The sequence below is a fragment of the Verminephrobacter aporrectodeae subsp. tuberculatae At4 genome (genome assembly GCF_000193225.1).
Taxonomy (GTDB): Bacteria; Pseudomonadota; Gammaproteobacteria; order Burkholderiales; family Burkholderiaceae_C; genus Acidovorax; species Acidovorax aporrectodeae.
Genome location: NZ_AFAL01000423.1, coordinates 1 through 14,923 on the forward strand (window position 1 = coordinate 1; position 14,923 = coordinate 14,923).

Here is a 14,923-nt window from a genome sequence, read left to right on the forward strand (position 1 = left end):
GATGGCGCGGCTGGCGAGCATGCGCGAGACGGGGCTGCTGCTGATCATCGCGGCGCTGTGCGTCGCAATGGGCTTTGCGTCGCCGTACTTCCTGACCTGGGACAACGTGCGTGCGCTGCTCTTGTCCTTCTCGATCGAGGGCATCGTCGTCGTCGGCATGACGGTCCTGCTTATCGTGGGCGGCATCGACCTGTCGGTAGGCTCGGTGGTGTGCTTCGCGATGGTGGTCACCGGCAAGCTGTTCCTGATGGGCCTGGATCCATGGACAGCCGGTCTCGTGGCGATTGCCGCGAGCGCGCTCGTCGGCGCCCTGATCGGCGGCTGCGTGACGCGCATCGGGCTGAATCACTTCATCGCCTCGCTCGCCTTCATGGTCATCGTGCGCGGCCTGTGCCTGGCGCTCACGCAGGGAACGCCGCAGTCGCTGTTCGCGTTGCCGGCCGAGTTCAAATTCATCGGACAGGGCGCGGTCGCGGGCGTCCCCGCCGTGATCCTGATCTTCGTGGCGATCGTCGCCGTGAGCGATTTCGCGCTGCGCCGCGCCAGCCTGCTGCGCAAGGTTTTCTACACCGGCAGCAACGAGAAGGCGGCGCTGTACTCCGGCATCCGAACGGCGCACGTCAAGTTCTGGGTCACGGTGCTGTGCTCGGCGCTCGCCGGTGTCGCGGGCGTGGTCTACACGGCGCGCTTTGGCGCTGCGACGCCGACCTTCGGCATGGGCATGGAGCTCAACGTCATCGCGGCCGCGGTGATCGGCGGCGCCAGCCTCAAGGGCGGCTCCGGAACGGTGCTCGGCGCCGTGCTCGGCCTGGCCCTGCTGTCCGTGGTGACCAGCTCGCTGATCTTGCTCGACGTCTCGCCGTACTGGCAGGACGTGATCAAGGGGCTGATCCTGCTGGTGGCCGTCACCATCGATCATTTGTTGAACACCAGAAAGGGCGCCCGATGAAAACGATCCAACTCGGACACTCCGGCCTGCAATGCCCGGCCATCGGCCTGGGCACATGGGCCATGGGCGGATGGATGTGGGGCGGCAGCGACGACGCCGCCGCCATCGACGCAATCTGCGCCTCGATCGACGCCGGCATCCGCCTGATCGACACCGCGCCCGCCTACGGCCTGGGCCACGCCGAGCGCCTGCTCGGCAAAGCGCTCAAGGGGCGCCGCCACCAGGCCATCGTTGCCACCAAGTGCGGCCTGGTGTGGCACACGCGGGAGGGAACGCATTTCTTTGACGAAGCGGGCGTTCCGGTGTACCGGCACCTGGCGCGCGCATCGATCTTCCACGAGGTCGAGCAAAGCCTCATGCGCTTGCAGACGGACTACATCGACCTCTACATCACGCACTGGCAAGACGCAACCACGCCCGTGACCGAAACCATGGGCGCGCTGCTCGACCTCAGGGCGCAGGGAAAGATCCGCGCCATCGGCGTGAGCAACGTGAGCCCCGAGACGCTGCAGGAATACCTGGAGTACGGCCCGGTCGATGCGATCCAGGAGCGCTACAGCCTGATCGACCGCGAGATCGAATCGACGCTGCTGCCGATCTGCACCGAGCACCAGATCGCCGTGCTCGGCTATTCGTCGCTGGCGATGGGATTGCTGGCCGGGCCGATGGATCCCGCACGCCAGTTCAGCGGCGACGACCAGCGCGCTGGCAACCCCCGCTTTTCAGCAGGAAACCGGGCCAAGCTCGGGGCCTTCTTCCAGGAGGTCGAGCCGCTGCGCGAGCGGCTGGGCTGCACGTTCGCGCAGCTGATGATCGCCTGGACCGTGGCGCGCGGCGCGGTCTCTGTCGCACTGTGCGGCGCGCGCACGCCGCAGCAGGCGCTGCAGAACGCCGGCGCGGCCACGGTCGCGCTGACCGACGCAGACCAGGCGCTGGTAGATGGCGCTGCGCAACGGCACCTCGGCCCGTTGTTCGCCCCGTGCAGCCTCTGAGGAGCACCCCATGGAAAAAAAAGAAGCCCGCTTGAACCGCATGCTGAACGCGGGCGCTGCCTGGACATCGCGCTCGACCACGGCGTCTGCAACGAACCCGACTTCCTCGCCGGGCTGCAAGACATGCCCGTGGTGATGGACCAGCTCGTGGCCGCCGGCCCCGACGCCATCCAGCTCAACTACGGCCAGGCGGACCTTCTGCAGCGGCGCAGCGGGCGCGACAAACCGGCGCTGGTGCTGCGCCTGGACATGGGCAACCCGTACAACGCCACGCGCCACCGGGTGATGTGGGCGCTGCTGCAGAACCAGGACGACCCGGTGCTGCCGGCCGTGCAGATGGACGCCGCCTGCGCCGTGCTCAACCTGTTCATGCTGCCCGACGAACCCGACCTGCTGCGCCAGTGCGTGCTCAACATCGCGCGCGTGCGCGCCGACTGCGAGCGCTACGGCATGCCGCTGATGATCGAACCGCTGGTGATGTCACCGCACACCGCGCGCGGCGGCTACATGGTCGATGGCGACGCCGGGAAGATCGTCACACTGGTGCGCCTGGCGCGCGAGATGGGGGCCGACGTCGTGAAGGCGGACCCGACCGCAGACCCCGCCGAGTTCCACCGTGTGGTGCAAGCGGCCCGCTGCCCGGTATTGGTCCGCGGCGGCGGCAAGGAGGACCTGCAGCAGGTGCTTGCGCGCTCGCGCGAACTGCTCGACCAGGGCGCCGCAGGCATGGTCTACGGACGCAACGTCTACCAGCACCGCAACCCCAAAGGCGTGGTGCACGCGCTGATGGCCATGGTCCACGAAAACGCCAGCGCCGAACGCGCCTGGCAGCTCTACGGGGCGGACGCCAGCTGAGCACCGCGCTACTTTTCCTGGTGTCCCACCGTCACCGCTCCAACGATCAGAACCATGCCGAGCAACATGAGGGGCGTTGGAACTTCACCGAGCCAGAAGTAAGCGCCAACGACACCGAAGACAGGTACGAGCGTGAGCCAGAGTCCGGCGGCACTGGGGCTCAAGTGCTTGAGGCCAATCAGATAAAGCCAGAATGCCAGGGCGTACTGAACAATGCCGGATGAGGCCGCATAAATCAAGACGCCTGGACTGATATTCAAAATATTTTCGGAAATAGTACCGAAAAGCCTTGCCACCGAATAAATAATCAGGGCGCATAGCAGACCAACCACCTGCTGCCCGCTTGCCAATACTGCCGCAGGAAATTTTTCGGCCAGCTTGGATGAAAAAACGACATAGCTGGCCGCGAACGCAGTGGAAAGAACGATGAGCATGTCCCCTGCCAAGCTCTTGTCTGCTTCCGTCGATGCGGAATCATAGGAGACAAACATCAGGCCCACGACTGCAATCAATATGCACAACGACAACTTGCTGGTGGGTCTGTTTCTGAATATCAGCCAAGCCAGGAAAACAATGAATATTGGTTCCGTGGAACTGATGATGGAAGCACTGCCTGCCGACGTAAGGCTCAGCCCCCATAAGCCGATGCTGTATGTCAGTCCAGGTTCAAGCACCCCTGTCAAAGATGCCTTGCCAAGCGCAGGGGACAGGTGAGTCCATGGTCTGTGCGGGATGGACAAAATGACCAGTGCCAGCACACTGGCAATCAATTGAATGACCAGCAAGGCAGGTGGTGAGAAATGGCCAAGCAGATCTCTGCTCATGACCGTTGCCCCGCCCCAGCAGGCCGCAGATCCAATCATTGACAACGTCGCGAGGATGGTCGCGTGTCTGTCGGAAGATGCGCTCATGCTGTTCCCTTGTCGGCCTTGGCCTCGATCTTGCCTTTCAGCTTCTGGGCAGCGTCGGGGTTGTCGTCCGCGATGTAAGCCACGATCTCCAGCAAATCGGCGCTGGCCTGCGGACGCCACTCAAGACGCGGCCTTGCTTGCATGCTGCTTGCGTTTCGAGTCGATCAGGGCTTGCACCTCGTCCATGACATGGCGGTGCGGTATGTTGGGCCGTGGATCGGCCAGTGATTCAGCAACCTTCTCGCGCACCCAATCGGTGTGCGCCTTGGCCTCGAAGGCGCTGCGCATCCGTTCGGAGGCATCGGGCCTCACGCGGCTTATCTTGAGCGCCTGCGGATCGAAGTCGGCGGCGTTGACGTTGTATCGGGAAATCCCAAGCCCCTTGAGGTAGGAGACCAGGGTTTCAAACTTGCGGAACGTCCGCACGGCCCCCCGCCTGGCGGCGAGTGCGCGCTCGGTCGTGCCGTACTTGACGACGACGCCCCAGCCGCTGCCGTGGCCGATGACATCGGCGCCTCGCACGGCTCCAGCCTCCACGAGATGGGTAAGGGTCGTATGGTCGATGGTGTCGGTTGTGATTGCCATGACTGCACGTTTTGTAGAAGAAATAATGACTGACATCTTATCCGGTTACTTATAAGTCGGCATCGCGCCACGCTTGATGCCGATCCTCACACCGAACGGGCTTCTCCATGCCCGCGCCTGATTTTTCGGCTTTCGCGTTCAAAAAACCAGCGGTAAGGATCGAGACTGTGTCCTTGAACATGCCTGGCAATAACCTGCAACAGGCAGGCGACGGATTTCTGCGGCCTGCCGCCATCAAAATCCAGTATCGCTGACATGACCAAGAAAAGCGGCTCCCCAGGGAACAAACTCAGCGCCTCCCGCACCGCTGCGCGCGCGAGGGCATTTTTACCGACGTTCCTGTATGAAGAAGCCAGACAAAAATATACGCCGACCCTCATGGGGTCCGGCAAATCGCCCTGGAGAGCCGATTGGTACAGCGGGATTGCTTCGGCTTCGTTCCCGGATCGATCAAAAGCAAAGCCGGCCTCTGCGCGCAACACGGGATCATGCGCGGCACTGGCCGCGAGCAACTTTCTGAACATCCCGATGGCCACCCGGTGTTTGCCGGCAAGCGAATTTTTCACCGCCGTTTTGATATCCCCATACATGGTGTTCATCATTGCCTCGCGTCCGTTGTCACATGGGCTGCTTGTGTTCCACACGAAACGATGGGGAGCGCACGCCGCCGCGCTCATGCAGCGGCGTCGGATGGCCTGCGCCAAAGCGCTCAGCCAATGCGGCAAGGCGCTTGTCCAGCGTCCATAACCGGGCGCCGGGCGTGATCAGGGTGGACGCCAGCAGCGACAGGTCCACCAAGCCGCAGCCCAGGCCGTACAGCCGCTCGCGCCCGATGAAGTCCATGAGTTCGCTCCAGCCCGCCTGACGGCAGGGCTGCAGCAGGCCCATGCTGCGGAGCGTCTGCATGCGCGGCGCCGGGGGGGTGCCGCAGGCGATTTCGACGATGACCATCGGGTGGGTCAGCGCAAGGTCCTGCTCGATCAGGTCAACCAGCGTGTCGCGGCCATTGCGGAAATGGTCTATCCACACGGAGGTATCGACCAGCACCGTCATGGCACGACGGGCTCTTCCCGGCGACGCGGTACGTCCGGCATCCCGGGCATCGTGCCGCCCAGGGCGGCAAGGCGCTTCGCGGCTTGCACCCGGACAAAGGTCCTGATGGCTTCCCTGAAAATGTCCGACTTGTCCATCCCGGGGTCGGCCATTTCCAGGGCTTGTTCGTACAGGGCATCGTCGATGGTGACCGTGGTGCGCATGGGGAGTCCTTTGCATGGAAAACGATGTCATCGTGCATCAAAAAAAGCATCAGCACAAACGGGCCGAAGAATCCGCCTTGGGGCGTGCAGCGCCGGCTCGTCGGCGAAGCGCCGCAGCCACCCGGGCATAACCGATCAACAGGGCTTGTCCCGCGCCCGGTCGATGCGTTCCTGCACCGACCGCATGACTTCTTCGTGCGTGTATGACTTGGCGTTGGGGTCGTCGGCTTTCCGAAGCGCCTTCTCCGCCGCGCGGGTCATCCGCTCGTATTCCTGCGGCCACAGCGCTTGCTCCATGCCCAGCGACGCTTGACCCAACAAATGCAGCAGACCGAACAGGCGCATGTCCTTGCTCGCGACGATGTGTTCCCGAATCCGCTCCTGAATGGCCTCGCTGGCCCGATGCGCCTCTGCTGAGGCCGTGCCCTCGTAGTCGGCCGGGAATTCCATTTCCTCGGCGATACGTGCCCAGGCGCTGGCCAGCGCCTCGATGCAGGACATGCTCATTTGCGCCGCTCCTGCGCTCTGGCGCGAAGCATCCTTGCTGTCGTCGTCAGTCATGGTTCCATCCCATAATTGTCGTCGTTGGATTCTTCCGGCATGAACTCGACCCGCATGGTTGCCACAAAGGTTTCGGCCTGCTCCACCATTTCCCGTGCATCGCTCAGTTCCACTGGATCACTCTCGTAGTCGGCCACGTAGCGGAACGCCTCAGCGTGTTTCAAGAGGCGGCCAATTTCCTTCGGCAGAGGCCCGTTCTTGACCAGACGATCACTGAAGGCGTTGAGGACGCCCTTGTGCGTCTTGCCCACATCGAACCCCGAGGCTAGCAGTGCGGCGCGAGCGGCATCGAACATGGCGTAGTACGCCCGGTTGGATGCGCCGTCGGCGTCTCCCGTATCGAGCAGCACCTTCGCCGACGCTGCCGCCTGCACGGCCTTCGCCATCAAGTCTTGCGCCTTCACAGCCTGACTCCCTCCCTGGCGATGTTGTGAAGCAGTGCTGGATTGGAGTAGTTTTCCGGATGTTCCCATTCATCCAGCCACACCGGCAGAGGCGAGATGTTGATACCCGTCTCCAGCAGCACGTCGTAAGCCACGTCGGCCATTGCCAGCGTGGTCGGCAGAACCCTTTGATGTTCCCCTTTCAGGAGCACAGCTACATCAGCGTCGCTGTCGGGGCGATGCGTCCCCCGGGCCCGACTGCCATAGACGATTGCGCCCGCCATGTCGTAGCGGGCAGCGATCAGAGCAAGAAAGCGCCGGACGGCCTTCTCGGTGTCGTGGTCAATGCGTTCGCTCTGCCTCATGCGTTGCTCCTTAGAAAAACTCGTTGAGATGGTATGCAATCAAAAATAGAACTTCAAGAATTATTTTCGAAAATTGCAATTCCTTGATTTTCCGTGCCGCGCCGACTGCCTTGGCAGGCTTGTCACAAACCTGCGATTCTTCCGTTTTCTGAAGTGGCCCCTACTTGGGCATTAACGCAAGCGGGTCGAAAAATCCACCTTGGGGAATGGTGCCGGGTTGCCAACGAAGCGCCGTAGCCGATGCGCAAAAGGCCAGTGGCCCGGCAAATCAGTTTGCTTGGCCATGTCCGTTCTGCGCTGTGCGACGGCAGCAATCTTGCCACCGCTTTGTCCTTGGATACTTGTCCGCATCGAGTCATTTTCATCTTTCATCACCGCCCCGGATTTTTTGGCCTATCGAGGCGACAGCTATTATGACGCAGAGGGTGTTCCACGCGGAGAAGACAAACGAGTCTCGCGAAATACCTCACCAAGTTGGAGTGCTGCGCTTCGCCGATCCCCCATGTCAACCAGAATGTCGAGAATTCGCAGAAACTTGTGTGCCAGATCCTGATCCATCGGCGATTCACGATATGCAAAATACTGCACAAGCTCTGCAATGTGTTCAGGAATAATAGTTCCATACCAACCATTTAAGCGATCAGGTCCGTCGCCGATAGTCGCGAGCACTTGGTCCGCGAAGTCCTTAACCGGGTAATTGGATTGAGCTTGCTTACAGAATTTCAAAAATGCGTCCATCACGGAAGCAGTCCATCCGCCAGCGCGAACAAAACGATCAATCAGAGGCAGGATAAGATGAACTTCGGACCAGTTGCCATTGATGTAACGCGCAGCCAAATTCGCGCGTTTTTTAATTGATACAAACATCAATATGTCAACAAGAAACACCATATTGCCTGAAAATCCCACACTCCTGCCCAAACTGCGCTTGAAGGCAGGCGCTTGGAGGAATCGATCAAGACAGAGGTCAAGCGTCGCGATTGCGTCGGTCGGAACAACCGGCGCATCGTACACGTAGGCGCAGACGTAGATGCTCGTGAATGGATGAAGGAGTTCCCAGCAGTTGTCGTCCTTGAGTCCGAAAATCGGGTCCAGGAAGCGCGCCTGAAAGTCCTTAAGCGGCAGAAGGCCAGCCATCAGGCCAAGCCCTGTCCCTAGGGCATTTATCCATGACCGTTCAGAGATGCGGGAAGTCGATGGATATCGGCGTCTGGGTATCGCCGAAGGCGGTTCTTTCTTCTCGATGGTCCAGTTGAGAACGCTGGCGATAAAGTCGAGTAGCGCACTCCTTGCATCACTGCGCAGAATATCATCGAATGGAATGGACCCGAGGGTTTTTGCTGCCTGCTTTGAATTCCAGAAAACCGGTTCGTCCCATTCTTCAATCGATTCGTCTGCATCATCCCAGTCATTCCTTTCATAGACCCGCCGCCGACCATTTCCCGGCTCGATCCTTTCCCAAGCTGGAGGTGGCAATGGAAGTGAATCCCATCCGTTTCCGTTCTCGTAGAACGCAAGAGCTGCGTCAATCGCCGCTCGTGTCTCACTTGGCAAGTGGTCCGATTTTTCGTGATGGAGGGACAGATCCAGATCAACTGATCGCGGTTGAACGTGGCAAAGCGAGAATGCCAGGATAAGCGCAGCCCAAGCCAGTTTGGGGTTTCCGGACGAAAGTGTGCAAGTCTCTTTGAGTGCGGCCAACGAAATAGCTTCAAGCGGGTGCGCGATGAGTACAAAGAGATCGCGAGTCGCATCGTTCGCTGCGGTACCTTCGCGAAGGTCCGCTACGATACCTCGTACTACTGCATGGATCACATCGTGCAACGGGACGGGTAGTCTCATCGGATCGAACGCATCAAGCAGACGGATAGCGCGCTTAAGGACGTCACGGGCCCACTCAAGATCTTTGGAAGCGCGCCCTTTTCGAAAGTTGAGTATGAGGGCTGCGGTAGCGGCGATCGCGTCACGGCGCCAATCCAAAGATTGATCTTCGTTCGCGTTGTTCAGGTACTTGAATAGATCGCTGGAATCCCCTTCCCTGGCCAATGTGATGGCCCTATCTATCGTGAAGGTGTCACTCGACAGTGTCTTCTTTTCGAGACACGTGGACGCCCACGACAAAAGGCTCATCCAAAGGCACATCTGCTCAAGTCGCTTAGCAGCATTTTCAGCCCTCGCGACGTTTTCAGGTTCTGCGGCAGAAGGACTGACATGGACAATCGCGTGCTGGCTCGCATCCTCTTTGATGCTGCAGAGGACATAGTTTTCTGAATCGGCCCGTTCAGCGTATTTGAGGGCCTGCGCTGCGAGATGTTCCTGCACCTTCGAAGCGTTGCGCTGCTCTTCGTACTGGTAAGGCAGATCGTTCTTGAAATTCAGGATCGCTTCGCGGGTTCTGGCGCTGATCGGCCCTCCCGCAAGGACGAATGCGGGCAGCATCCAAAGCAGTTCCATTTTGCGAACCGGTCGAGCATTTGCTGCTTGAATCGCCTCAATGTCGGCTTTGGTGTCATGAGTGAACTCTATTGGCATTGTCGCTGACGATATATCTTGCAACCATCGATTATTATCCGCTGCCAACAATCGCTGTGACGTGAAGAGCGGAAACGTCGTTTCGGATACCGTCCTGGTGTGAAGCGCGAGCATCGATGCGGTGCCCAGGATGGCAATGCACTCGTTTCCCTCGACGATTTGCTTGATCAGTTCATCAACGGGACGATCGCGCTCGAGTTCGGCAAAGCACCACTCCTCAAGCGCCAGGAATCCGCAGCCTATGGCGTCCGGCACCCTTATCGCCCTGAACCAGAGATACTCCCTGTCGGTGCCCCAGAATATTTGGGTTCCCCATGGAAAACTCCGTTCGAGCGGTATGGGTATGTCGCCATGGCGATATTCACGTAAGTGGCTATGCAACTGTCGCCACGCAGTTATCGCGTGATTGCAGAGCCCCTTCAGGAGTCGCAGTGCATCGTTGGGAGATGATTGGAAAAGTGAATGAAAAGGCTCTCGACGCGGCGAAGGAGACGAGGGGCGTTCATAGTCATCGTTGATTGATAGCCTATTCCAGTTCAAGGGGCCAAAATTGGCTTGCACAACCGAAATGCCCGCAACTGCAATTTTTTGATGCGTACGTTTTGCTTCCAGTTTGGCGGCTTCGCGCCGCTTGGCTGCGACATCAAACTCCTGCTCTTCCCGAGCGACTTGCTGGTCCGGGAGTTCTTCCTGATAAAATGCCAGTGAAAGTTCGACGACTGACTGGGGTAGCGATTGGGCAAGGTATGGCGAGAAAACGACGATGTCATGAAATACATCACCCTGGATGCGTTCTGCGTTGGTAACCCGTTGCAAATAGTCCCTCGCAAGTGTCGGCTCGACTTTCGACGATCGCAGGAGGCGTCGAACCAAGTCTTTCCGAAAAGTGTCCAAGTCGGGAACCTTCTGCCAATACGTAGATTGCTCGCCAGATCCATTGGTAAAACTGCTTTCGCCGATAGCGGCGAGCCAGATAGCACATCGCAGAAGAAGCGCGCGCGACGCTGGATTGCGATGGTCGGCCAGCGCGTTCTGCCAGACCTGAAAGATGGCGCTGATCTCCGGGAAAAGCCTTTGCGGGATATCTGAAATACGCCGAAGGATAAGGTTGATGAGGCGATACCATGCAGCGAAGTCGGAGGGCCAACTGAGAAAATAGGCGAACTGTTCGCGTTCCTCTTGTGGAAGATCAGTACGGATGTTCTCGTTTGGAGACGTCTTCGCGGCTTGGAACCAGACGAGCACCTTCCTGAAAAGGCGAAAGTCGTCAGCAAAAACGGCTCTTGCGAACTGTTCTTCATCGACCTCGAACAGCGCAGTTCCGAGAGGAGCGAGCAGCCAAGCCCGTAGCCATTGTGATCTAAGGCCAGAAGCCTCGGTTCGGACAAGGTGCACCTGCCAGTCTTTTCCCCGGGTGTACTCCCATTGGGAGACGAGTTCGACGACGCGAGCTACCGACGGTGGCTCACCGCAAGCCCTGATCTCCTCCATCCATTGGGCATCGCAACCGCTCAGCACATGAAAAAAGGCCCATTCGAAGAAAATGTCGTGCGCAAAACGAACAGAGATTCCTCCACGGGCATCTTGGAGTATTCCATCCGACCTCAGGTCAGCAAGGTATGCAACCGAATTAAGCTGCTTAAGTTTGATCGGCTGATGAGGCTGCTGGGCACGAATACGCGCCAAGGCAAGCAGCGCATGCTGACGCTCCATCGCGCTTTGGCCAGATTCGTTGTAACCGCCCGATCGCCACCAATTCTCGATCAGATCGATTTCAGATTGAGGGGGAGATTCTGGGACGCCGCGATTGGCTGCCCTATAACGCTGGTCCAGCACTTTCGCAAAAAAGGGGCGTCGAGCGATCTCCTCTACCTGACTCTGCCCAAACAGAAGTGGCCTCAGGTGTGGCTTGGCGTCAGCAAGTTCCTCGGCTTCTTCTTCGTTCAACGGGGCAACGTCAAGCGTCTCGACTTTCAGAGCATCAAGGAGGGCACCAAGCCAAATGTGAAGTGCTTCCATGCCGGTGTCGCGAAGGGAGACAACGACGCACCAGTTGGCGAGCAGCGGGGACTCCGTGATGGCACGGATCACGTCAAGTATGACGGGTTGATGTTTTTTCTCGATGCGATCAATCGCATCAATGAAGAGAATGGGGGTGCCAGTGGCTCCGATTTCTACGAGAAGCGGCTCCAGGGAGGTGCCTGAGAGGCCATTTAAGTCTGCATAGCTGATCCAACTGGTGCCTTCGATTTGTTCAGCTTTGAGAAAGAGGATCGGTCCGTGGTCTAGTGCGCGCTGTAACGCTTGCTTCACGACAACCGATTTCCCACTTCCTGGCAAGCCGCGAATCTGGACGACACGGGCCGTAGCGAGCTTGTTATCCAAATCCTGAAGGAGCGAAGTTCTGGCAAGTTTCATTCCGCCAATATCATCCGGAATGGAATTTGCATAGCTCCTTGCAAGTTCCGTCAACGTGTCGATGTCGCGGCGCAAGGAAGTCGCTCCGCGGAGACGTGCGACAGACGATATAAAGCGCACAAGCTGCGCACGATCAAACTGTCCCGCTTTACCCGCCGATTCACGGGCCAATTGAACGATACGCGACCAGACGAGGGGTGCCTTGTCCGCGTCATTGAACGCAAGACAGTCCCGGATGCGATTGATGGCGTCAGGTGGATTGGTAGCACTTGCACCAAGGAAGTCGAACCGGATCAGCACAAAGTGCGCAAGGAACTGATGCACTTCGTCATTCGTACACGGTATTCCTTTTGCCTCGTTCAGTAAGGCAACGATAGCTTTCTTGACTTCTTTGAACTCGGAACTGGCATGGCCACCTTCAGCAAAGCGAGTGTCGAAATTCTCAACCGTCAGACTTGCACGGGCCCAATTGCAAATGGTATTGAGTGCTCGCTCTTTTGCGGGGGTGACCGTGTCAACTGCTGACCCGTAGCGGTCGGAACGGATACGAAAATCAGACTTTCTGAAGGTGGCCCAGCTATCGCGAATGATTTCGCGAAAGTCGGTATTCGTTTTCGCGCCACTGATCGTGAGCGTCCGCTTCACTTGCAGGCTAAGGCGAGCAGGATCTCCTGCGGAACTTTTAAAGTCAACGATTACATCGTCGAGCGGTTCACCGAAGTCGCGCTGCTGAAGCGAAACGCAAACTACGGTTCCATCTTCGATGCCGGGCGCACGGTCTTCAGCCAGCAGTGCAGTGAGATAGAACGCAGCCACGTTCCCCTCAAAAGTAAAACCCTCGCCGCCGGCGAGTTCAGGTGATTGTGGCATCTGCTACCTTGATATCAGCACCTGAACAGCCCGCAGCCCTCGCAGTGAGGGATCAGCTACCCGGTCCGCGCGTCCCCCTGTGAACGCTTCGCCCACGCCCCCGTGGGTGTGTCCGCATGGCGCGGGGCTGCCATAGTTGGCTAAGTCTTCACCGCATGAAACTTTCATTCACAACACCTTGCCGGTTTGTCCGGTGCACGGGAAATGGATGCAGAACCCTTGTGCATAACGAAATGTACCCTCATGGACCGACCCCGCAGCTACCTCAGCGCACGGTAAATCTCTTGCGCCAGATCGGGCGAAATGCCGTCCACCGTGGCCAGGTCCTCCACGCTGGCCGCGGCAACCCCGCGCACCCCGCCAAAGCGTTGCAGCAGCCGGGCGCGTTTTCTGGGGCCGACACCGGGGATTTCCTCGAGTTGGCCGCCGCCCACGCGCAGCTTGGCGCGCGCGGCACGCATTCCGGTGATGGCAAAGCGGTGCGCTTCGTCGCGGATCTGGGCCACCAACATCAGCGCGGCCGAATCCCTGCCCAGGTAGGCCTTTTCGCGCCCGTCGGCAAACACCAGCTCTTCCAGACCCACCTTGCGGCCCTCGCCCTTTTCCACGCCGACGATGCGCGCCAGGTCGAGCCCCAGGGCCGTGAATACTTCGCGCGCCACGCCCACCTGGCCCTTGCCGCCGTCGATCAGCACCAGGTCCGGCAGCTGCGCCACGCCCTTGGGGTGGGCTGTGAAGTCGATGCCGCCGGCCTCGCGCGCGGCCTCGACCAGCTTGCCGTAGCGGCGCGTGAGCACCTGGCGCATGGCGGCGTAGTCGTCGCCGCCGGTGATGCCCTCGATCTTGTAGCGGCGGTACTCGCTGCCCTGCATCTTGTGCTGGTGGAATACCACGCACGAGGCCTGGGTGGCTTCGCCCGCCGTGTGCGAGATGTCGAAGCATTCGATGCGCAGCCGATCCAGGTCTTCGGACGGCAGGTCCAGCGCCTGGGCCAGCGCGCGCGTGCGCGCCTGCTGCGAGCCTTCTTCGGCCAGCAGGCGGGCCAGTTGCAGGTCGGCGTTCTTTTGCGCCATGTCGAGCCAGGCGCGGCGCTGTTCGCGCGGCTGGTGCACGGCGCCCACGCGCACGCCGGATTGCTCGGACAGCGCGTCCAGCAGCGCCCTGTCCACCGCCTCGCTGGTCACCAGCACGGGGGGCACGGGAACGCCGATGTAGTGCTGGGCGATGAAGGCTTCGAGCACCAGCGTCTCCACGGGGCGGGGGGGCGGGGCGTCTTCGGCGCGCTCGCTTTCTTTCTCGAACACGGCTGCGTCTTCCACGTGCACGGGAAAGTACGGGCGGTCGCCCAGATGCCGACCGCCGCGCACCATGGCCAGGTTCACGCAGGCGCGGCCGCCCTGCACGCGCACGGCGAGGATGTCCACGTCCCGGTCGTTGGCGCTCTCGATGGACTGCTGGTGCAGCACGCGCGCGAGCGCCTGGATCTGGTTGCGCAGCTCGGCCGCCTGCTCGAACTCCAGCCGGTCGGAATGCGCCATCATGCGCGCCTCCAGGTCTTGCAGCAGTTCCTGCGTCTCGCCGCGCAGCAGCGCCTCGGCGTGGTGCACGTCCACGGCGTAGGCCTCGGGCGATATCAGGTCCACGCAGGGCGCCGTGCAGCGCTTGATCTGGTAGAGCAGGCAGGGCCGCGTGCGGTTGGCGAATACCGTGTCTTCGCAGGTGCGCAGCCGAAAGACCTTTTGCAGCAGATCGATGCTGTCCTTGACCGCCCAGGCGCTCGGGTACGGGCCGAAGTAGCGGTGCCTCTTGTCCACCGCGCCGCGGTAGTAGGCCATGCGGGGAAAGCGCTGGTCCGGCGCGGCGTCGCGCGCGGGGGGGGGCCGGGCCGGCCGCTGATCTTGAGGTAGGGGTAGCTTTTGTCGTCCTTGAAAAGGATGTTGAACTTGGGGTTCAGCGTCTTGATGAGGTTGTTTTCGAGCAGCAGCGCCTCGGCCTCGGAGCGCACCACCGTGGTTTCCATGCGCGCGATCCTGCCGACCATGTGGCCGATGCGCGTGCCGTCATGGCTCCTGCTGAAGTAGCTCGCCACGCGGCGCCGCAGGTGCCGTGCCTTGCCCACGTACAGCAACGCGCCCTGGGCGTCGAAATAGCGGTAGACGCCGGGCAGCGCAGGCAGCGCGGCGACCTGCGCGAGCAGTTCTTCGGAATGCACAGCAGACATGGCGCGTATTGTGGCCGCGCCCGGG

At 60.3% G+C, this 14,923-nt stretch carries 13 protein-coding genes and 2 pseudogenes; 3 read left to right on the forward strand and 12 right to left on the reverse strand.

Annotation, left to right across the window (positions count from 1 at the left end; all coding sequences use genetic code 11):
• The first annotated feature begins 1 nt into the window (after position 1).
• From VTU_RS0113075 to VTU_RS27145, 3 genes and pseudogenes are all read left to right on the forward strand, one after another.
• Positions 2-949 carry an ABC transporter permease gene (locus tag VTU_RS0113075; RefSeq protein WP_010104834.1) on the forward strand — a complete coding sequence of 316 codons (948 nt, stop codon included), beginning with the start codon at positions 2-4 and terminating at the stop codon, positions 947-949.
• Positions 946-1,941, forward strand: a complete 996-nt coding sequence (locus VTU_RS0113080) for an aldo/keto reductase (protein ID WP_010104835.1) — start codon at positions 946-948, stop codon at positions 1,939-1,941. Before VTU_RS0113075 ends, VTU_RS0113080 begins: the two co-directional genes overlap by 4 nt.
• Before the next feature lie 10 nt (positions 1,942-1,951).
• Positions 1,952-2,796: pseudogene (locus tag VTU_RS27145) on the forward strand (class I fructose-bisphosphate aldolase).
• An 8-nt stretch (positions 2,797-2,804) separates the two neighbouring features.
• Here the strand turns inward: VTU_RS27145 and VTU_RS0113090 are convergent.
• The 12 genes and pseudogenes from VTU_RS0113090 to uvrC form a co-directional block, all read right to left on the reverse strand.
• Positions 2,805-3,707, reverse strand: coding sequence for a DMT family transporter (locus VTU_RS0113090; RefSeq protein WP_010104841.1), 903 nt, complete (start codon positions 3,705-3,707; stop codon positions 2,805-2,807).
• Positions 3,704-3,850 (reverse strand): type II toxin-antitoxin system RelE/ParE family toxin, encoded by a 147-nt coding sequence (locus VTU_RS27150; RefSeq protein ID WP_081479817.1) that lies wholly within the window; start codon positions 3,848-3,850, stop codon positions 3,704-3,706. The genes VTU_RS0113090 and VTU_RS27150 overlap by 4 nt, the downstream gene beginning before the upstream one ends.
• Positions 3,828-4,292, reverse strand: coding sequence for an antitoxin PaaA2 family protein (locus VTU_RS0113100; protein WP_010104843.1), 465 nt, complete (start codon positions 4,290-4,292; stop codon positions 3,828-3,830). Before VTU_RS0113100 ends, VTU_RS27150 begins: the two co-directional genes overlap by 23 nt.
• 86 nt (positions 4,293-4,378) lie before the next feature.
• Complete coding sequence (locus VTU_RS30735) at positions 4,379-4,894, reverse strand: tetratricopeptide repeat protein (protein ID WP_010104844.1); 516 nt, start codon at positions 4,892-4,894, stop codon at positions 4,379-4,381.
• Positions 4,895-4,910: 16 nt separating this feature from the next.
• Positions 4,911-5,345: a type II toxin-antitoxin system VapC family toxin gene (locus VTU_RS0113110; RefSeq protein ID WP_010104846.1), complete on the reverse strand. Its 435-nt coding sequence runs from the start codon at positions 5,343-5,345 to the stop codon at positions 4,911-4,913.
• Positions 5,342-5,548 (reverse strand): type II toxin-antitoxin system VapB family antitoxin, encoded by a 207-nt coding sequence (locus VTU_RS0113115; RefSeq protein WP_010104848.1) that lies wholly within the window; start codon positions 5,546-5,548, stop codon positions 5,342-5,344. Before VTU_RS0113115 ends, VTU_RS0113110 begins: the two co-directional genes overlap by 4 nt.
• Before the next feature lie 135 nt (positions 5,549-5,683).
• The gene (locus tag VTU_RS0113120) at positions 5,684-6,049 is read right to left on the reverse strand and encodes a hypothetical protein (protein WP_438873583.1); all 366 of its coding nucleotides are present in this window, start codon (positions 6,047-6,049) and stop codon (positions 5,684-5,686) included.
• A gap of 56 nt (positions 6,050-6,105) precedes the next feature.
• Positions 6,106-6,513: a HEPN domain-containing protein gene (locus VTU_RS0113125; protein ID WP_010104852.1), complete on the reverse strand. Its 408-nt coding sequence runs from the start codon at positions 6,511-6,513 to the stop codon at positions 6,106-6,108.
• Complete coding sequence (locus tag VTU_RS0113130; protein ID WP_010104854.1) at positions 6,510-6,857, reverse strand: nucleotidyltransferase domain-containing protein; 348 nt, start codon at positions 6,855-6,857, stop codon at positions 6,510-6,512. Before VTU_RS0113130 ends, VTU_RS0113125 begins: the two co-directional genes overlap by 4 nt.
• Positions 6,858-7,028: 171 nt before the next feature.
• The gene (locus VTU_RS32770) at positions 7,029-7,229 is read right to left on the reverse strand and encodes a hypothetical protein (RefSeq protein ID WP_138927878.1); all 201 of its coding nucleotides are present in this window, start codon (positions 7,227-7,229) and stop codon (positions 7,029-7,031) included.
• A gap of 39 nt (positions 7,230-7,268) precedes the next feature.
• Entirely contained in the window at positions 7,269-12,677 is a 5,409-nt protein-coding gene (locus tag VTU_RS0113135; RefSeq protein WP_029554377.1) for an NACHT domain-containing protein, read from the reverse strand.
• Between the two features lie 260 nt (positions 12,678-12,937).
• A pseudogene (uvrC, locus tag VTU_RS27160) lies at positions 12,938-14,898 on the reverse strand (excinuclease ABC subunit UvrC).
• Positions 14,899-14,923: the final 25 nt, after the last annotated feature.